Annotated in this window: 17 protein-coding genes; 6 read left to right on the top strand and 11 right to left on the bottom strand. The window is 69.7% G+C overall.

The window, feature by feature from the left end:
- The first annotated feature begins 3 nt into the window (after positions 1-3).
- Positions 4-1,323: a type VII secretion-associated serine protease mycosin gene (gene mycP, locus BR07_RS0100780; protein WP_051612920.1), complete on the top strand. Its 1,320-nt coding sequence runs from the start codon at positions 4-6 to the stop codon at positions 1,321-1,323.
- On the opposite strand, the gene eccB is transcribed toward mycP, so the two are convergent.
- Positions 1,308-2,696, bottom strand: coding sequence for a type VII secretion protein EccB (gene eccB, locus BR07_RS22705; RefSeq protein ID WP_037183834.1), 1,389 nt, complete (start codon positions 2,694-2,696; stop codon positions 1,308-1,310). The two genes, mycP and eccB, sit on opposite strands and share 16 nt — an antisense overlap.
- Before the next feature lie 119 nt (positions 2,697-2,815).
- On the opposite strand from eccB, the gene BR07_RS0100790 reads away from it, so the two are divergent.
- Positions 2,816-4,453, top strand: coding sequence for a type VII secretion protein EccE (locus tag BR07_RS0100790; protein WP_197027704.1), 1,638 nt, complete (start codon positions 2,816-2,818; stop codon positions 4,451-4,453).
- Here the strand turns inward: BR07_RS0100790 and BR07_RS0100795 are convergent.
- The 10 genes from BR07_RS0100795 to BR07_RS0100840 all read right to left on the bottom strand — a co-directional run bounded on the left by BR07_RS0100795 (position 4,418) and on the right by BR07_RS0100840 (position 10,259).
- A complete protein-coding gene (locus tag BR07_RS0100795; RefSeq protein ID WP_027503819.1) occupies positions 4,418-4,960 on the bottom strand; it encodes an NADPH-dependent FMN reductase in 543 nt (180 codons plus the stop codon). The two genes, BR07_RS0100790 and BR07_RS0100795, sit on opposite strands and share 36 nt — an antisense overlap.
- A gap of 11 nt (positions 4,961-4,971) precedes the next feature.
- A complete protein-coding gene (gene truA / locus BR07_RS0100800) occupies positions 4,972-5,811 on the bottom strand; it encodes a tRNA pseudouridine(38-40) synthase TruA (protein ID WP_027503820.1) in 840 nt (279 codons plus the stop codon).
- Between the two features lie 62 nt (positions 5,812-5,873).
- Positions 5,874-6,461, bottom strand: a complete 588-nt coding sequence (gene rplQ, locus BR07_RS0100805; RefSeq protein WP_027503821.1) for a 50S ribosomal protein L17 — start codon at positions 6,459-6,461, stop codon at positions 5,874-5,876.
- A gap of 39 nt (positions 6,462-6,500) precedes the next feature.
- Complete coding sequence (locus tag BR07_RS0100810; RefSeq protein ID WP_027503822.1) at positions 6,501-7,562, bottom strand: DNA-directed RNA polymerase subunit alpha; 1,062 nt, start codon at positions 7,560-7,562, stop codon at positions 6,501-6,503.
- Between the two features lie 114 nt (positions 7,563-7,676).
- Positions 7,677-8,282 (bottom strand): 30S ribosomal protein S4, encoded by a 606-nt coding sequence (rpsD, locus tag BR07_RS0100815; RefSeq protein ID WP_027503823.1) that lies wholly within the window; start codon positions 8,280-8,282, stop codon positions 7,677-7,679.
- A 20-nt stretch (positions 8,283-8,302) separates the two neighbouring features.
- Entirely contained in the window at positions 8,303-8,716 is a 414-nt protein-coding gene (gene rpsK / locus BR07_RS0100820) for a 30S ribosomal protein S11 (protein WP_027503824.1), read from the bottom strand.
- Complete coding sequence (gene rpsM / locus BR07_RS0100825) at positions 8,716-9,090, bottom strand: 30S ribosomal protein S13 (protein WP_027503825.1); 375 nt, start codon at positions 9,088-9,090, stop codon at positions 8,716-8,718. Before rpsM ends, rpsK begins: the two co-directional genes overlap by 1 nt.
- 173 nt (positions 9,091-9,263) lie before the next feature.
- A complete protein-coding gene (rpmJ, locus tag BR07_RS0100830; protein WP_009679193.1) occupies positions 9,264-9,377 on the bottom strand; it encodes a 50S ribosomal protein L36 in 114 nt (37 codons plus the stop codon).
- A 99-nt stretch (positions 9,378-9,476) separates the two neighbouring features.
- Positions 9,477-9,698: a translation initiation factor IF-1 gene (gene infA / locus BR07_RS0100835; protein ID WP_005140011.1), complete on the bottom strand. Its 222-nt coding sequence runs from the start codon at positions 9,696-9,698 to the stop codon at positions 9,477-9,479.
- Between the two features lie 141 nt (positions 9,699-9,839).
- Positions 9,840-10,259, bottom strand: coding sequence for a VOC family protein (locus tag BR07_RS0100840; protein ID WP_027503826.1), 420 nt, complete (start codon positions 10,257-10,259; stop codon positions 9,840-9,842).
- A gap of 918 nt (positions 10,260-11,177) precedes the next feature.
- Between BR07_RS0100840 and BR07_RS0100850 the strand changes: the two genes are divergently transcribed.
- The 4 genes from BR07_RS0100850 to BR07_RS22715 are packed head-to-tail and all read left to right on the top strand — an operon-like array spanning position 11,178 to position 17,451.
- The gene (locus tag BR07_RS0100850; RefSeq protein WP_027503828.1) at positions 11,178-11,864 is read left to right on the top strand and encodes a hypothetical protein; all 687 of its coding nucleotides are present in this window, start codon (positions 11,178-11,180) and stop codon (positions 11,862-11,864) included.
- A gap of 3 nt (positions 11,865-11,867) precedes the next feature.
- Positions 11,868-12,818 (top strand): ATP-binding cassette domain-containing protein, encoded by a 951-nt coding sequence (locus tag BR07_RS22710; RefSeq protein WP_051612922.1) that lies wholly within the window; start codon positions 11,868-11,870, stop codon positions 12,816-12,818.
- Positions 12,815-13,594: an ABC transporter permease gene (locus tag BR07_RS0100860; RefSeq protein WP_037183839.1), complete on the top strand. Its 780-nt coding sequence runs from the start codon at positions 12,815-12,817 to the stop codon at positions 13,592-13,594. The genes BR07_RS22710 and BR07_RS0100860 overlap by 4 nt, the downstream gene beginning before the upstream one ends.
- On the top strand, positions 13,591-17,451 hold the full coding sequence (locus BR07_RS22715; protein WP_231476094.1) for an ABC transporter ATP-binding protein: 3,861 nt from the start codon (positions 13,591-13,593) through the stop codon (positions 17,449-17,451). Before BR07_RS0100860 ends, BR07_RS22715 begins: the two co-directional genes overlap by 4 nt.
- The last annotated feature ends 6 nt before the right edge of the window (positions 17,452-17,457 follow it).

Genomic DNA, 17,457 nt, shown 5'->3' on the forward strand with positions numbered 1-17,457 from the left:
GCAATGGTCGTTCTGGCCCTGCCCACGGCGGGTACGGCAACCGCAGACACACCGTTGATCGATCCCGGACTGCTCCCCGAGCAGGCTGCCGCGGCCCCGTCCGAACCGACCGAGCAGCGCACCCGGTGCGCGGCCGTCTCCGAGGCGCCCGTGACGGCGGTGGTACCCGCGGCTCAGAGGACGCTCCGGTTCTCGGACGTGTGGGGCCTCACCCGAGGCGCAGGTCAGATCATCGCCGTCATCGACACCGGGGTCGCACCACATCCGCTCCTCCCGACTCTGCGAGCCGGCGGCGACTACGTCTCGACGGGCGACGGGCTCGAGGACTGCGATGCACACGGCACCGTCGTCGCCGGACTCATCGCTGCTCGGCCGGTCCCGGGATCCGGCTTCGCCGGCGGAGCGCCGGACGCCACGATCCTCTCGATTCGTCAGTCCAGTGCAGCCTTCGCCGCGACGTCCTCCGAGCGGGAGGCCGACGAGAACGGTTCCACCTCCGCGGGGTACGGCGACGTCGAGTCGATGGCCGCGGCGATCCGCACCGCTGTCGACGCGGGCGCGGACGTCGTCAACATCTCGGAGGTCGCCTGTGCGAGCGCTGGATCGTCGATGGGCGACGGCGCACTGGGAGCCGCCGTGCGGTACGCCGCGGTGGACAGGGATGCCGTGATCGTCACAGCTGCGGGGAATCTGGACGGCCGTCGGTGCCGGACGCAGAACGACCTCATCCGCGGCATCGACGGACGAGACACGGCGCTGCCGGTGACTCTCGCGTCGCCGGCGTGGTTCGACGAGTACGTCCTCACCGTGGGATCGCTGGACCCGGACGGGCGGCCGTCGTCGTTCAGCTTGAACGGGCCGTGGGTCGACGTCGCAGCTCCGGGTACCGAGGTCACGTCCCTCGGTGCCACGGGTACCGGTCTGGCCGACGGCACCCTCGACGACGAGGGGCGCCGAACAGCCTTCACGGGAACGAGTTTCGCCACACCGTTCGTCTCCGCGACGGCCGCCCTGGTGCGGGCGCGTCATCCGGAGCTGTCCGCGGCGGATGTCATCGACCGCATCGTGACGACGGCGCACTCACCGGCAGGTGACTGGGACTCGGCTGTCGGCCACGGCAGTCTGGATCCGGTGGCGGCGGTGACGGGCAGCGCGGTCGCACGGGGTGCCGACGCGTCCGTGCGACTGTCCCCGCGCACGACACCGCCGGTCGCCGACCGTCGCGACGCACTACTCGCCCTGGCGTCCTCCGTCGGGATCCTGCTGCTCGTGTCCGGCGCACTGGCGGTACGCGCGGTGGTCCGGCGTCAGGACCCGTCGTGACCCACACGGGCCGCATCGACGGTCAGCGCCGGACCGGGCGGCAGCAGTCCCACGACGGGCCACGGCGCCGGTGCCGGATCGCCGAGTCCGAGTGCCTCCGCGTCCTGCGTGAACGGGACGCCGAAGCGGGTTCCCGTGTCGGCGACGTAGAAGGCGGAATCGCGGCGCGGGTCGTCGGCGGCCTGCCCGGTGGTGGCGACGTACAGCCCGGACCCCGGTGCCACGAAGAAGGTGTCCAGCCCATCCCCTGCACCGTCCGCCCCGGCCAGCGCCACGGCGCGCGCGTCGGCAGTCGCACCGATCGTCATCCTCGTCTGCGCGCCGCGCCCCGTCGACTCGTCCGGCCCGACCCACTCCACGCAGGTGGCGTCGCCGCCCGTCACGATGATCGGTGGTCGCTCCGGAAACGTGTCGACCGCCAGAGGTGCAGCGGTTCTCGGAGCCCGAGCGATCACATCGGGCGGGACGGCGTCGACACCCACCCGGCCGGCCGAATCGGAGAAGCGCAGCAGCTGCGCGGTGGCCGCTCCGATCGCCTGCACGCCGTCCTGCAGAACGACGTAGTGCTCGCTACGATCCCCGAGATCGACCGTCACCACGGATCCGACGGGCCGACCCCCGATCGGGTACGGGGCAGCAGCGCCCGACCCGATCACCGTGGGGGTCACGATCTCCGGCGCTTCGGGCACCGCGTCGAAGAGCCCCGCCGACACCGGAGTGGGTACCGCGTCCTCCAGGCCGAGGGCTCGGGTCACGGCGGTGTTCTGCAGGTCCACCCGCGCGCGCACCTGTCCGTGCACCAGGTAGTCGACGCCGTCCCGACGCCACACCAGCGCGTCGTCGGGGTCGAGTGCGCGACGCGGTGCGACGGACTGCGTCCCCACCGGTTCGACGGTCACATCGGTCGTGCCGTTGTCCGACTCCTCGCACACGGACCAGACCATCGCACCGGTCGTGACCGGAAGCGCCTGCGGCGCACCGCCGATACCGATCGCGGCGCCTCGGGCGCGTCGAGCGATCTCGTCCGGACCGACCGCGGTGGGCTCGTCCGGCCGACCGGCGAACAACCGGGCGGACGCCAGATCGGACGCGGGGTGGAGCGTGTCGTCCTCGACGACGTACAGAGCGCCACTCTCGTCGTCCAGCACGATCACGGCATCACCGATACGTGCGGCCGGTCGGACGAAGGCGAGTGCGGCGCAACCGGCGAGGATCAGGACCGCCACGACGACGCCGACCGCGGAGGCCCGCGCCGTCGATCGCAGCGGTTCGTGCCGCATCGACGTGTCGCCCAGGACCAGTGCGTGATCGAGCCGTCTCACAGAGAACCGATGCGCACCGATCTGCCATCGCGTGGTCGGTGTTCCTGCCATCGATATCCCCTGCCCTCGGTGCCGCGGCGACGCGGCCCGGCCCCCCGCCGGACACGCCGGACCCGATGGAGGGGTCCCGCGTGAGGGCACAGTACATCGACCGCAGAGAAGGAGCCATGGTGTCCGAGACTCGCCCGGGGATGACGGCCGCACGCGACGTCGTGGTGTCGCAGGCAGTGGCGCTCGGCGTGGCCGTCGCGCTCACGACGTCGGGAGTGCCTGCGCGATGGGCGATCACGGCCGCAGTGGTCGTCGTGATCGGACTCTGCCTCCCCCGGGACGGGCGTCCTGTCGTGGGTCACCTCTCGGCGTGGCCACGGCTTCTCGCGCATCGACCGGTACCCGCGCGCACGGTGCTGTCGTTCGATCGTCCCGGCGGTCCGATCGGTGTGGTGTGGAACGGATCCGACCTGACGATCGTCGCGGAACTCCACGTCGAACCGGCTGCGGCCGGATGGTCGACGGTCGGCTCACGCGGTGCGACACCCGATGCCGTGGTGCCGCTCCGCGACCTCGTCGACCGACTGTCGCAGGGCACGGACGCGCCCACCCACCTGGGTGTCACCTCCGTCGGCACGCGTCCGGCACGGGGTCGCCGCGCCGCGGACTCCTACCTGTCCATGGCCGGACCGCTCGCGTCGGTGGCGCGGCGGCAAACCTTCCTCTCCCTCTCGACCGATGTCCACGAGGGTGAGACGGCCGCGGCGCGTCGGGGCGGAACTGCTGCGGGGTCGGTGCAGATGCTCGCCACGACCATGGCCCGACTGCAGCACGTCCTGCGCACCCACGGTCTCGTGGGCAGCCTTCTCACCTCCGATCAGATCCGTGCGGCGGATCTTCTGGTGACGAGTGGGGTTCCCCTCCGTCACGTCCGTCCGCAGTGGCGCTTCGCCCGGCTCGGCGGATCGACCTGGCGCTCCCGGCGGCTCGCACCGTCCGCCTGGACCGCGGCGGCGGTCGACTCGATCGGCGATCACGACGCGGACGTCACGAGTCTCGCCGTCCGGGCGGCTCTCTCGACCACCACCGAAGCGACGGCGACCTACGGCTACCTGTCGGCCGAATCTCCGCAGCGCCGATCGATCCGGGTCGCGGGGTCCAGCACGCTCGACGGCCTGCATCGACAGGGCCTGGAGGACGTCCTCGTGTCGACCGCCCGGCCGGCGACGCCCACGCACCCCGTCGAGGGAGCGCAGTGGAGCACCCTCGTGCTGCCGGTCGCGGGATGCGGTCAGGTCGTCGGTGTCGACTCCGACGGAACCACCGTCACCGCACGACTGTTCGGAAGGGACGTCCACACCGTCGACGTCCACGGCGAGCTGTACGTGGTCCACCAGATCGTCTTCCGCGCCGTGGCCGTCGGCGCGGTGGTCCTGGTGATGACCGACCGACCCCATGCATGGCGCCATCTCGCCGTCGCGGTGGCGGATTCGGGCACCCTCTCGGTGGTGACTCCCGTGTCGGACGTCGAGTCCGGCACCGCGGTGGATCTGGTGGTCGCCGATCATGCCGGAGACAGACCGGCTCCGGTACCGGGAACGGTGCTCCGGGTGAACCCTGCCTCGTCGACCGGCGGGACCGACATCGTGATCGACCAGTCCCCGAACGTCACCGACGAGGTAACCCTGACGATGGCGTCGCGGAGCATCACCCTGCGGCTCGTCACCACCGCGGCCGAGACCGAGGCCATCGGTCGACCGCGGGGTCTCCCACGACCGGGCTCAGCCGCGCGGGTAGGGCTGCCCGGCGCGCTCTGACCACCACAGCAACTGATCGATCATCCGCTGTGCGCCATCGATCGCGGCACCGTCGGACGTCTCGCCGTGCGCCTCGAACGCCTTCTTCACTCGGGGGAACAGCACGGCGTCGCGCACGGATGCCATGTGCAGCTCCGCGACCACCAGACGCAGCTGCTCCACGGCTCGCACTCCCCCGGCCGTGCCGCCGTAGGAGACGAAACCCACCGGCTTGCCACGCCATTCGAGCTTCACCGAGTCCAGTGCCAATTTCAGCGATGCCGGGCAACCGTGGTTGTACTCGGGAGTGACGAGCACGAAGGCATCGCAGCCGTCCACCCAGCGGATCAGCTCGTCGACACCGGGGCCACCCGAGAGATCCATCGGCAGAACGACATCCGCGAGGTCGAGTACCCGGACCTCGAATCGCCCGTCCGCCGAGGCGCGGCGCACGAACCACTGAGCCATTGTGGGGCCGACACGCCCCGTCCGGACCGAGCCGATGATCACGCCGAGAACAGGAGCCATGCCTGAAGAGGCTAGCCGCAGCAGGCACCGGGCAACGATCGCGTGGCCCGGGTCGTGCGACTGCGATCGGCCAGCTCCGCATCGACCGGGTAGTCGACACGCACCAGCGACAGGCCGTGCGCCGGGGCCACGGTGATCGAACTCGACCTCGCACCGGCTCCCAGCAGGCCGCGTACCCACGTCAGGTCACGGCGTCCTTCGCCCACAGCCAGCATCGCCCCGACCAGGGAACGCACCATCGACCAGCAGAACGCGTCCGCGCTCACGTGCGCGGTGAGATCGTCGCCGTCCCGCACCCAGTCGAAGCGCTGCAGCTCCCGCACGGTGGTGGCGCCGTCACGGCGCTTGCAGAACGCGACGAAATCGTGGAGGCCGACGAGAGTGGAGGACGCCTCCTGCATCGCCGCCACGTCGAGTGTGCGGGTCCACGGCACCACGAAACCCGCTCGGAGGGGCGGAGTTCCGTAGGGCGCGGTGGACAGTCGGTACTCGTAGTGCCGCCGCAGTGCGGAGAACCGGGCGTCGAAATCGTCGGACACCAACGTCACACGCAGGACGCGAACGTCCGTCGGCAGAAAACGCGCGAGTCGGCGCACCAGCAACGCCGGGTCGGGTGCGCGGTCGGGATCGCGAGGATCGATGCGGGCCAACGCGGTTCGCGGCACGTCGACGTGGGCGACCTGGCCCTCGGCGTGCACGCCGGCATCAGTCCGCCCGGCCACGGTGAGCTCGAGTGGGGTACCGAAGATGGCGGACAGTCGCTCCTCGAGCACACCGCACACGGTCCGTTGGTCGCGTTGTCGAGCCCAGCCGGCGAAGGCAGTGCCGTCGTAGGCGACATCGAGACGCAAACGGGCGAGCCCGCCACCCCCGGAAGGGGTGACGGGCTCGCCCAGAGAGTCCGAGGACACTCTTACTTCTTGTCTGCCTCATCGGCGTTGGCCGCGTGAGCGTCCTCTGCCTCGACACCCTCGATGACAGCGTCTGCATTCTCGACCTGAGCGTCGGTTGCCTCGGCCTCGACGGCCTCGACGACGTTCTGATCGGATGCAGCCTCGTCAGCGGCGGTCTCGTCGTTCGTGGCGGCAGGCGCGGCCTGCGATGCCTGGACACGACGAGCACGGTCCGCCTCGTTGGACACCGTCTGCTCGCGAACGAGCTCGATGATGGCCTGAGGAGCGTTGTCACCCTTGCGGGGGACGGTCTTGATGATGCGGGTGTAGCCGCCTGCGCGCTCGGCGAAATGCGGGCCGATCTCTGCGAACAGAGTGTGAACGACGTCCTTGTTGCGGATGTCCTTCATGACCTCACGACGGTGAGCCAGCGAGCCGGCCTTCGCGTGCGTGATGATCTTCTCGGCGTAGGGGCGGAGGCGCTTGGCCTTCGACTCCGTGGTGGTGATCCGTCCGTGCTCGAACAGCGCCGTCGCCAGGTTGGCGAGAATCGCCTTCTGGTGCGACGCCGATCCGCCGAGACGGCGACCCTTGGTGGGCTTGGGCATGTCAATCTCTCCTGATCAAGAGCTCGGGACGCGAGTGCGTCAGAGCTGTTCGGTCTCGGCGTAGTCCTGCTCGGCGCCGTCGGCATCGCTCACGGCGGTGTCGGTGTCGCTCCAGGTACCGGTGGCGGCGTCGTATCCGGCGACAGTGCTCGGATCGAACGTCGCGGGGCTGTCCTTGAGCGAGAGGCCGAGCGAGTGCAGCTTGACCTTGACCTCGTCGATGGACTTCTGTCCGAAGTTACGGATGTCCAGCAGATCCGACTCGGTACGGCCGACCAGCTCGCCGACGGTGTGAACACCCTCGCGCTTGAGGCAGTTGTAGGACCGGACGGTGAGGTCCAGATCCTCGATCGGCAGACCGAAGGATGCGATGTGATCGGCCTCGGCGGGCGAGGGTCCGATCTCGATGCCTTCTGCTTCGACGTTGAGCTCACGGGCAAGCCCGAACAGCTCGACCAGGGTCTTGCCCGCCGAGGCGAGCGCGTCCCGCGCGGTGATGGAGTTCTTGGTCTCCACGTCGAGAACGAGCCGATCGAAGTCGGTGCGCTGCTCGACGCGGGTGGCCTCCACCTTGTAGGTCACCTTCAGCACGGGCGAGTAGATCGAGTCGACCGGGATACGGCCGATCTCGGCGCCCGACGCCTTGTTCTGAACAGCCGGAACGTATCCGCGGCCACGCTCGACGACGAGCTCGATCTCGAGCTTGCCCTTGTCGTTCAGGGTCGCGATGTGCAGATCCGGGTTGTTCACGGTGACGCCGGCCGGAGGAACGATGTCGCCTGCAGTGACAGTGCCGGGGCCCTGCTTGCGGACGTACATGGTGACCGGCTCGTCCTCTTCCGAGGACACGACGAGACCCTTGAGGTTCAGGATGATGTCGGTGACATCCTCCTTCACGCCGGGGACCGTGGTGAATTCGTGCAGAACGCCGTCGATACGGATGCTGGTGACAGCAGCGCCGGGGATCGACGAGAGAAGCGTGCGGCGAAGCGAGTTGCCGAGGGTGTACCCGAAGCCAGGCTCGAGGGGCTCGATGACGAACTTCGAGCGGTTGTCAGCGATGACCTCTTCGGTCAGCGTGGGTCGCTGAGAAATGAGCATTGATGTCCTCCTGGGAAGAGCGTCCGCTATTTGACGCTCGGGATGTGGCCTACGGCCCCGTGCGCCTCTTGCGTATCCGGAGATACGCAAAAGGCGCACGGGGCGCGAAGCGCCCTACTTCGAGTAGTACTCGACGATGAGCTGCTCGGTCAGCGGGATGTCGATCTGCGAACGCTCCGGCTCCTGGTGGACCAGGATGCGGAGACGGTTCGGAACGACCTGCAGCCAACCGGCAACGGGACGATCGCCGTAGGTCTCACGGGCGATCTGGAAAGGCAGCGTGCTCAGCGACTTCTCGCGGACGTCGATGATGTCGTACTGCGAGACGCGGTAGCTGGGGATGTCGACCTTCTTGTTGTTGACCAAGAAGTGGCCGTGCGTGACCAACTGGCGTGCCTGACGACGCGTGCGAGCGAGGCCCGCACGGTAGACGACGTTGTCGAGACGCGTCTCGAGGATGCGGAGCAGGTTCTCACCCGTCTTGCCCTTGAGGCGGTTCGCTTCCTTGTAGTACAGCGAGAACTGCTTCTCCATGACGCCGTAGGTGAAGCGTGCCTTCTGCTTCTCCTGCAGCTGGAGCAGGTACTCGCTCTCCTTGATGCGCGCGCGGCCGTGCTGGCCGGGCGGGTACGGGCGACGCTCGAAGGCCTGATCGCCTCCGACGAGGTCGACGCGCAGTCGACGCGACTTGCGGGTGATGGGTCCGGTATAACGAGCCATGTTCTGTTACTTCCTTCCCGCTAGACGCGACGGCGCTTGGGCGGACGGCAGCCGTTGTGCGGCTGGGGGGTGACATCGGAGATGGTGCCGACCTCGAGGCCTGCCGCCTGGAGCGAACGGATCGCGGTCTCGCGGCCGGAGCCGGGACCCTTCACGAAGACGTCGACCTTCTTGACGCCGTGCTCCTGCGCCTTGCGCGCGGCACTCTCGGCAGCGAGCTGAGCGGCGAACGGAGTCGACTTGCGCGAGCCCTTGAAGCCCACGTGGCCCGAGGACGCCCACGAGATGACGTTGCCCGACGGGTCGGTGATCGACACGATCGTGTTGTTGAACGTGCTCTTGATGTGAGCGCTGCCGTGCGGGACGTTCTTCTTGTCCCTGCGGCGCGTCTTCTGGGTCTTCTTCGGACCGGAGGTGCGTGACTTCGGGGGCATTACTTCGCCTTCTTCTTGCCGGCAATGGTGCGCTTCGGTCCCTTACGGGTGCGCGCATTGGTCTTCGTGCGCTGTCCACGGACGGGCAGACCACGACGGTGGCGAAGGCCCTGGTAGCAGCCGATCTCGATCTTGCGACGGATGTCGGCCTGCACCTCGCGGCGCAGGTCGCCCTCGACCTTGAGCGACTCCTCGATGTACTCGCGGAGCTTGGTCAGGTCCTCGTCGGTGAGGTCCTTGCTCCGGAGATCGGGGCTGACGCCCGTGGCGGAGAGGATCTCCTGCGAACGGGTACGGCCGATGCCGTAGATGTAGGTGAGTGCGATCTCCATGCGCTTCTCGCGCGGAAGATCCACACCGGCTAGACGTGCCATGTGGCGTTTTCCTTCATTCGTGCGGAGGTCTGCTCCCAGTCCGTCCCCATACATGTGGTGCTCGGGGCCCCGGCCTCCGCGGCCGGGGGTGTACTACCCGCGTGTGGGCAGCTGGTGCTGGGAGGTCTTCTTCTGGCATGTGGAGCCAAGTAGATCTTCGAGAGGGGGGTTGATCAGCCCTGACGCTGCTTGTGGCGCAGGTTGTCGCAGATCACCATGACCCGGCCGTTACGGCGGATCACTTTGCACTTCTCGCAGATCGGCTTGACGCTCGGCTTGACCTTCACGTCTGTTCGATCTCCTGGTCGCGTCCGAGGATCACGCGCGAACGCGTCGAACCTCGGACATGGTTGATCCCCGGCTCGCGAGGAACCGGGGACTCTTGACTACTTGTAGCGGTAGACGATCCGCCCGCGTGTCAGGTCGTAGGGAGACAGCTCGACCACGACGCGATCCTCGGGGAGGATGCGGATGTAGTGCTGCCGCATCTTGCCGCTGATGTGAGCGAGCACCTTGTGACCGTTCTCCAGCTCGATGCGAAACATCGCATTGGGCAGGGGTTCGACTACTCGGCCCTCGACCTCGATTGCGCCGTCCTTCTTTGCCATATCCTCCGCGATCCTGGTTTGCACACCTGATTGACGTCTCGTAACCACACTTCGTGCAGGCACGCGTGAACGCACCGACGTTCCATGTTACCGGGTCGGAGCGAGCAGGCCAAACCAGCCGTCCACAGGCGCGGAGCACCCTCAGCCCGAATGGCCCCGATAGGTGCCGAAGGACCAGTGCACCCCCTCGGGATCGAGGCAGGTGAAACCCTGGCCGCCGTAGTCCTCGTCGCGCAGGGGTTCCACGATACGGGCGCCGGCCTCGCGCGCGCGATCGTGCAGTCGCGTCAGTTCGTCCTGTCCCACGGCAACGTAGACGGCGCCGACTCCGGGCGGCAGGCCCGCGATGGTGCTGTCCGGTCGCGCCGAGCCGAGCATGACGGCTCCGCCGCCGGGGCGGACGAGCTCGGCGTGGTCGACGCGCTCCCCCTCGCCGTACACGGCGGCCTCGGTGAAGCCGAGGACGTCGACGAGGAAGGCGATCGCGGCACGCGCGTCGTCGTATCGGAGTGCGGGCCAGACGACGGTCGGGGTGGTCTCGGTGTGCTGTGTCTCGGTCATGCCGTCGATCCTGTCGCCGCGGAGGTGCGCTCGTCTTGTACGGATGCGAACACCTCGTTCGCACGCCACACCGAGGGCGCCGATCCCGCCAGCGCGCGCCAGTCCCGTGCATGTGTGCCTGGTCGAAGTAGCCGCAGACCGACGCCACCTCGGCGAGCCGGGGCGGTTCGGCCACCCGCAGCATCGCGTGCGCTCGGGCGAACCGCCCCAGCCGGACCGCGTCCCGCGGCGTGACGGCGTACTCGGAGGCGAACGCGGTCTCGAGGCGTCGACGGCTCCATCCCACCTCCGCGGCGACCTGCTCCACCGACATCGCGGTGGGACCGGTGGTCCGCGCCCACGCCCGCTCCAGCCGGGCATCCGGTTGCGGGGCCCGGCCCAGTCGCGCGCACAGCGTGCGGTCCAGCAGCGCGAATGCCTCACGCCATCCGGTCGCTGCGTGCACGCCGTCGAGAAGCCGAGCGGCATCGCGCCCGAGCAGGTCCTCCAACGGCACGATGTACTGGCGCAACTCGGCGGGCGGGACGTGGAGCAGCGCGCGGCACCCCGCCGGCGTCACCGTGATCTGGACACCGTGCTGCTCGCCGTCGTGCTCGATCACGACGGGTTCGGTCCCCAGACCCGACGCGAGGGCACCGAACTCCCCCGGCCGCTGATCCGCCATCGCGGTGCGGGAGATCGTGAGCGGTGGCCCGATCGGCAGAATGATCGTCAGGTCGACGGACGGCATGCCGACGTGCGAGCCCGGCGCGAAGCCGGAGAGGCGGTACCCCTCGTAGCGACGCACGAGGCCGCGGAGGGCCCGCGACGGCACCGCGGTCGCGCCGTCCGACACGGCTGTCATGGGCACACGGTAGAACGGTACGAGCGAGGCCGCACGGCATTCGTGCACACGCTGCGGACGAGGAGGACCGATCGATGGCCGAGGATCCAGGACGCGTCGAGAAGGCGTTGGTGTCGATCCTAAACAACGGGAGCCGACTGCAGGGCCCCGCCGTCGAGAAGTACGTCTGGCGAATACGCCGCGCGCATCCCACCGAGTCGCCGGCGCAGATCATCGGTCGCCTGGAGAAGACGTTCCTGAACGCCGTGACGGGAAGCGGCGGGGCTGCCGGGGCCACCGCCGCGGTGCCCGGCATCGGCACCGTCGCGTCGGTCGCTGCCGTCGGCACCGAGACGGCCTTCTTCGTCGAGGCCTCCGCACTGCTCACCCTGTCGGTGGCCGCCGTCCACGGCATCGCCGTGCACGACCACGAACAGCGGCGTGCGCTGGTGCTGGCGGTCGCTCTCGGTGAGTCCGGCCGGGAGATCGTCGGCAGGACACTGGGCCGCGGCAACGTCGGCCGCGTGCTCACCGCCGGGATCCCCGGCGCGAACCTCGGCAGTCTGAACAAGCGGCTCGTCCGCAAGTTCGTCGCCAAGTACGCCGCGAAGCGAGGGGCGGTCATGCTCGGCACGCTGCTGCCCGCGGGCATCGGAGCCGTCATCGGCGGAGCCGGCAACCGCGCCTTGGGCAAAGGCGTCGTCACCAATGCACGGGACGCCTTCGGGCCGCCGCCGGCGCGGTGGCAGGACGCACCGGGCGTCGTCGAGCCGGACGCCTGACGCGTGCACGTCACCACCGAGACGAGCCCCGGACACGCGCTCGAGGCGCGTGACCTCACCAAGACGTACGGAACCGCGGTCGCCGCCGCGCGGATCGGGTTCGTCGTACCGCGCGGATCGGTGACCGGGTTGTTCGGACCCGTCGGTTCCGGCATGTCGACCACGCTGCGAATGCTCCTCGGGCTCGTACAGCCCGACGAGGGTGCGGCGCTGGTGGAGGGCCTGCCGTACGCGGCACTCGTCGAGCCGGGCCGCGCCGTCGGTGCCGTGCTCGGCGGCGGCGGCGCGCACCCCCGCCGCACGGCGCGCGCACACCTGCGCACTCTCGCGCCCGTCCTCGGTGTCGCCGACTCCCGTGTGGAGGAGGTGCTCGCACTCGTCGGTCTGCACGACGTCGCCGGTCGCCGCGTCGGCGAGTTCTCTCTCGGGATGCGGCAGCGCCTCGCGCTCGCGGCGGCACTGCTCGGCACACCTCGCATCCTCGTGCTGGACGAGCCGACCGACGGTCTCGACCCCGGCGGCATCGTGTGGCTCCGCGACTTCCTGCGCGGATTCGCTCGTGCGGGCGGCTCCGTTCTGGTGTCCGGCCACGTCGTTCGCGAGCTCGAGGCGGTCGTCGACCACGTCGTGATCCTCGACCGCGGCTCGGTCGTCTTCCACGGCAGTATCGGTGAGCTCCGCGGTACCCGTCCCGCCCGAATCCTGGTGCACAGTTCGAACCCCGCCGCCCTGGCACTGGGCCTCGCCGCGTCCGGCCACACCGACGCCGTGCTGGGTCCCGACGGCCGACTCGTGGTCACCGGTGTCGGCGAGGCCGTGATCCGGTCGACGGCGCACGCGTCCGGGGTGACCGTCCACGGAACCGTGGTGTCCGCCGTGGACCTCGAGCAGATCTACCTGTCCCTCACGACCCCAGTCGGTCCGCATCCAGCCCTCACCGGAGCTCGGCGATGAGCCCCACGGCAGGCGGTCTGCTCCGAGCGGAGATCCGCCGGGTCGGATCGTTGCGGTCGTGGTGGGCACTGGGTCTACCGCCCGTGCTGATCGGCGGATTCGCCAGCGCCGTGTACGCCGCCATCGCGTCGTCGGACGCGCTCACCGGCGTCGACGACGCCAATCGCGTCGCCGCTCTCATCGGGTTGTACGTCACCGTGGGCGTGTCGGTGCTGTTCGCCGCCGTGTTCGGCGCGGTGCACGCCGCGACCGACCTGCGCCACGGCGCCGCGTCCACGACCTTCCTCGCCGCGCCGCGTCGCGGTCAGGTGGTGGCCGCCAGGATTCTCGTCTCGGCCGCCGTCGGTGCCGCGTACGCCGTGGTGTCCGTCCTCGTCAGCGTGGCGTCGCTCGCACTGTTCGGGGGCAACACAGTGGTGGACGACGGACTGGTGATCGCGGTCTGTCTTCTCGGCATCGTCGTCTCCGCGCTGTGGTGTGTCCTCGGCTGCGGGCTCGGGCTGCTCACCGGCTCCCCTGCCATCGCGGCGATCGTCGTGGTCGCGTGGCTACCGATCGGAGAGCTCGTCGTGATCGCGGTGCTCAGCGGCATCGGCGCGGAGGCGGTCGCCGCCCTGCTCCCCGGAGCCACCACCGTCGCGATCATGGCGGCGGACAAGGGGACGGACGGCGACATGCTGCTTCCGTTCTCCGCTGCCGTCATCGGACTGCTGCTGTGGACCATTGGCATCGCCGGAGCCGGGTGGCTGCGCACCACTCGCCGAGACGTGACGTGAGCACTCCCGATTCGCGAGGGTGGATCCGCAGGCTGGCGTCGGACTGCTTCGCTCATCGCCGCGTCGCGGTGGGCGCACTCGCGATGACCTTCGTGGCCGCTGCCATCGACATCATGTTCCCCCTCCTCACCCGCGCCGCCGTCGACGGCGCGTCGGCCAGCCGCACCGACCACATCGCCACCATCGCCGCGGCCATCGCGGGACTGGCCGTCGTCCGCTTCGCGTGCCAGTTCGGGCGGCGCCTCCTCGCCGGCGCCCTGTCCATCGACGTGCAACACGGACTGCGCCAACGCCTGCTCGCGTCGCTGCACCGCCTCGACGGCGAGCGGCAGGACGAGGTACAGGTCGGTCAGGTGGTGTCGCGCTCGATCACCGACCTGCAGCTGGTGCAGGGTCTGCTCGCCATGGTCCCGTTGTCGGCGGGCGCCCTGCTGCAGTTCGTCCTGGCTCTCGGCGTGATGGCGTACCTGTCGCCGCTGCTCACCCTGGTGGCGCTCGCCGTCGTACCGGCCATCAGCGTGCTGGTCGTCCGCATGCGCCCCACGCTGTACGCGGCCACCTGGTCGGCCCAGCAGCAGGCCGCGGAACTGGCCGGGCACGTGGAGGAGACGGTCACCGGTGTGCGCGTGGTCAAAGGCTTCGGCCAGGAATCGCGTGCCGTGGACACGCTGGAGCGCATCGGCCGGCGGCTGTACGCCGAGCGCCTGCGCGCCGCCGTCGTGAACTCCCGATTCGCCCCCGGCATGGCGGCGCTGCCGCAGCTCGGTCTGGTGGGTGTGGTGGCCCTGGGTGGGTGGTTGGCTCTGTCCGGTTCCATCACCGTCGGCACGTTCCTGGCCTTCGCGAGTTACGTCGCCACGATGGCCGCCGTGACCCGGACACTCACGTCCGTCGTGGTCATGGCCCAGCTGTCCCGTGCCGCGGTCGAACGGGTGTACGGCGTCATCGACACCCGGCCGGCGCACGAGGAACCCGAGAATCCGGTACCGATCCCGGACGGACCGCTGGGGCTGCGTCTGCGCGACGTCCGATTCGGTTTCGACCCCGACGCCCCCGTGCTCGACGGACTGGACCTCACGGTCGCGCCGGGCGAGACGGTGGCGGTGGTGGGCCCCTCCGGCAGCGGCAAGTCGACCCTGTCCATGCTGCTGCCGCGGTTCTACCGACCGTCGTCGGGCAGCATCGTGCTCACGTCCGAGATCGGCGACGTCGACATCGCCGACCTGTCCGCCGACGACCTCCGCGCGGCGGTGTCGGTCGCGTTCGACGATCCGTTCCTGTTCTCCTCCAGCGTCGCGCGCAACATCGCCCTCGGTGCCCCCGACGCGTCGGAGGCGAGTGTCCGCGACGCGGCCACGCGCGCCATGGCCGACGACTTCGTCCGCGACCTGTCCTACGGTTACGACACCACGGTGGGTGAGCGCGGGCTCTCGCTGTCCGGTGGCCAACGCCAACGCATCGCGCTCGCGCGGGTCCTGCTGTCCTCCCCGCGCGTCCTGGTCCTCGACGACGCCACCTCGGCCGTCGATGCCCGCACGGAGGCAGCGATCTTCGACCGGCTGCGTTCCGGTCCACGCCGGACGACGGTGGTGCTCGCGCACCGCCGGTCGACGCTCGCGCTGGCCGATCGCGTCGCCGTCCTGGACCGGGGGCGCATCGTCGACATCGGCACCGAGGCCGAACTCGACGAGCGTTGCCCCCTGTTCCGCGCGCTGATGTCCGGCGCAGGCAAGAAGTCCGAGCCGGCGCAGGACGACGTGCCCGCCGACTCGCTGTGGCCGGACGACGGCGACTCCACCGAGTTCGCGTCCTCACCCGCCTCCCGCGCGAGCGCGGACGGCGCGGCTGCCGGCGGCCCTCCCGGTCCGGGCGGTCACATGGCGTCGTCACTCGGCGGCGCCGTGCCCACCGAGGCCATGACCGAGATCCTGGCCCGACTCGCCCCGGCCGACGAGGACCCGCGCGTCGATACCGCTGCCGCTCGGCGGGACGATTCGACGTTCACCCTGCGGCGCACCCTCGCCCCCGTCGCCGGACTGCTCGCGGTGGTCATGGTCTGCCTGGCGTTCGACTCGGCCGTCACCATCGCCTTCCCGTCGATCGTGCGGTTCGCCGTCGACCACGGTGTCGCCGAGAGGTCCACCGGAATCCTCGCGGCGGTGTCGGGCATCGCGCTGGCGCTGGTGATCGTCGACTGGCTCGTGGTCCGCACCATGACGGTGGTGACCGCGCGGGCCGGTGAGCGCGTGCTCTTCGGGCTCCGCGTCCGCAGCTACGCACACCTGCAGCGTCTCGGCCTCGACTACTACGAGCGAGAACTGTCCGGCCGGATCATGACCCGCATGACGACCGACGTGGACGCGTTGTCGACGTTCATGCAGACGGGTCTGTCGACGGCCGTCGTCAGCCTCCTGACGATCGTCGGCGTGTCGGCCGCATTGATCCTCACCGACGGGGTCCTCGCCGCGGTGGCCCTGTCGGTCGTCCCGATCCTGGTGGTGGCGACGCTAATGTTCCGTCGCATCTCCGCTCGCGCGTACTCGACGTCACGCGAGCGCATCTCGGCCGTCAACGCGGAGTTCCAGGAGAACGTCACCGGACTACGGGTCACGCAGGCGTACCGGCATCAGACGGCTGCGGCACGCTCGTTCCTCGCCCGCTCCGAGTCGTACCGCCGCAGCCGGATGCGGTCGCAACGGGCCATCTCGGTGTTCTTCCCGTTCATCGCGTTCCTGTCGGACCTCGCCCTCGCCGCCGTGGTCCTCTTCGGTGCGTACCGCGTGGCCGACGGTCGTACCTCGGCCGGCGCGCTCGTCGCCTTCGTGCTGTACCTGGGTCTGCTCTTCGGCCCCATCCAACAGTTGTCCCAGGTGTTCGACGGCTATCAGCAGGCGTCCGTGGGTCTCACTCGCATCGGTGACCTGTTGCGCACCCGCAGCTCGATCGAGCAGGCCGGGTCGTCGACACCGGTCTCGGTCCCACCGCGACTGCGCGGCGACATCGTGCTGAAGGACGTCACCTTCCGCTACGCCGGGGCTCCGCGGGATGCGCTGACGTCGGTCGACCTGCACGTTCCGGCGGGATCGACGGTGGCACTGGTGGGTCGCACCGGCGCCGGCAAGTCGACCATCGTGAAGTTGATGGCGCGGTTCTACGACCCGACCACCGGGGACGTCGTCGTGGACGACGTGCCCGTGCGGTCGTACCCGCTCGGCGACTACCGCCGACGTCTGGGAGTCGTTCCGCAGGAGGCGCATCTCTTCAGCGGCACCATAGCTTCCAACATCGCTTTCGGGCGTCCGGACGCGACGCGCGTCGACATCGAGAGCGCGGCCCGCGCCGTGGGGGCACTGCCCGCCATCGCCGCACTCCCCCTCGGCATGGCGACGCCCGTCGGAGAACGTGGCCGCGGCCTCGCGGCGGGAACCCGGCAGTTACTCGCGCTGGCGCGAGCCGAGCTGGTCGATCCCGACATCCTGTTGCTCGACGAGGCGACGGCGACCCTGGACCCGGCGACGGAACGAGCCGTCCTGGACGCCGGCCGCACCGTGACCACCCGTCGGACATCGGTGATCGTGGCGCACCGCCTCGCGACCGCCGCGCGGGCCGATCTCGTCGTGGTGGTCGACGACGGGCGCATCGTGGAGAGCGGAACCCACGAGAACCTGGTGCGCTCGGACGGTTTCTACGCCGAACTCTGGGAAACCACCGAAGGACGTACCACGGCTGCGAGTGGCGCGGGTCACGCACCCGGCGACGGCACGACCACGCCACACACTGGTGAAGCCGATCACAAGGGTGATCCGGACACACGGCCGCGGACCGAAAGGTCTAACCTTGATCGTGCCGTGCGCTGAGCGAGA

The sequence above is a fragment of the Rhodococcus sp. UNC23MFCrub1.1 genome, assembly GCF_000686025.1.
In the GTDB taxonomy this organism is placed as follows: Bacteria; Actinomycetota; Actinomycetes; order Mycobacteriales; family Mycobacteriaceae; genus Rhodococcoides.

What these genes read in the sequence shown, in the direction of transcription:
- mycP (WP_051612920.1), top strand. Translation starts at nt 4, where the DNA reads ATGGTCGTTCTGGCCCTGCCCACGGCGGGTACGGCAACCGCAGACACA.
- eccB (WP_037183834.1), bottom strand. Translation starts at nt 2,696, where the DNA reads ATGGCAGGAACACCGACCACGCGATGGCAGATCGGTGCGCATCGGTTC.
- BR07_RS0100795 (WP_027503819.1), bottom strand. Translation starts at nt 4,960, where the DNA reads ATGGCTCCTGTTCTCGGCGTGATCATCGGCTCGGTCCGGACGGGGCGT.
- rplQ (WP_027503821.1), bottom strand. Translation starts at nt 6,461, where the DNA reads ATGCCCAAGCCCACCAAGGGTCGCCGTCTCGGCGGATCGGCGTCGCAC.
- BR07_RS0100810 (WP_027503822.1), bottom strand. Translation starts at nt 7,562, where the DNA reads ATGCTCATTTCTCAGCGACCCACGCTGACCGAAGAGGTCATCGCTGAC.
- rpsD (WP_027503823.1), bottom strand. Translation starts at nt 8,282, where the DNA reads ATGGCTCGTTATACCGGACCCATCACCCGCAAGTCGCGTCGACTGCGC.
- rpsK (WP_027503824.1), bottom strand. Translation starts at nt 8,716, where the DNA reads ATGCCCCCGAAGTCACGCACCTCCGGTCCGAAGAAGACCCAGAAGACG.
- rpsM (WP_027503825.1), bottom strand. Translation starts at nt 9,090, where the DNA reads ATGGCACGTCTAGCCGGTGTGGATCTTCCGCGCGAGAAGCGCATGGAG.
- infA (WP_005140011.1), bottom strand. Translation starts at nt 9,698, where the DNA reads ATGGCAAAGAAGGACGGCGCAATCGAGGTCGAGGGCCGAGTAGTCGAA.
- BR07_RS0100840 (WP_027503826.1), bottom strand. Translation starts at nt 10,259, where the DNA reads ATGACCGAGACACAGCACACCGAGACCACCCCGACCGTCGTCTGGCCC.
- BR07_RS0100850 (WP_027503828.1), top strand. Translation starts at nt 11,178, where the DNA reads ATGGCCGAGGATCCAGGACGCGTCGAGAAGGCGTTGGTGTCGATCCTA.
- BR07_RS0100860 (WP_037183839.1), top strand. Translation starts at nt 12,815, where the DNA reads ATGAGCCCCACGGCAGGCGGTCTGCTCCGAGCGGAGATCCGCCGGGTC.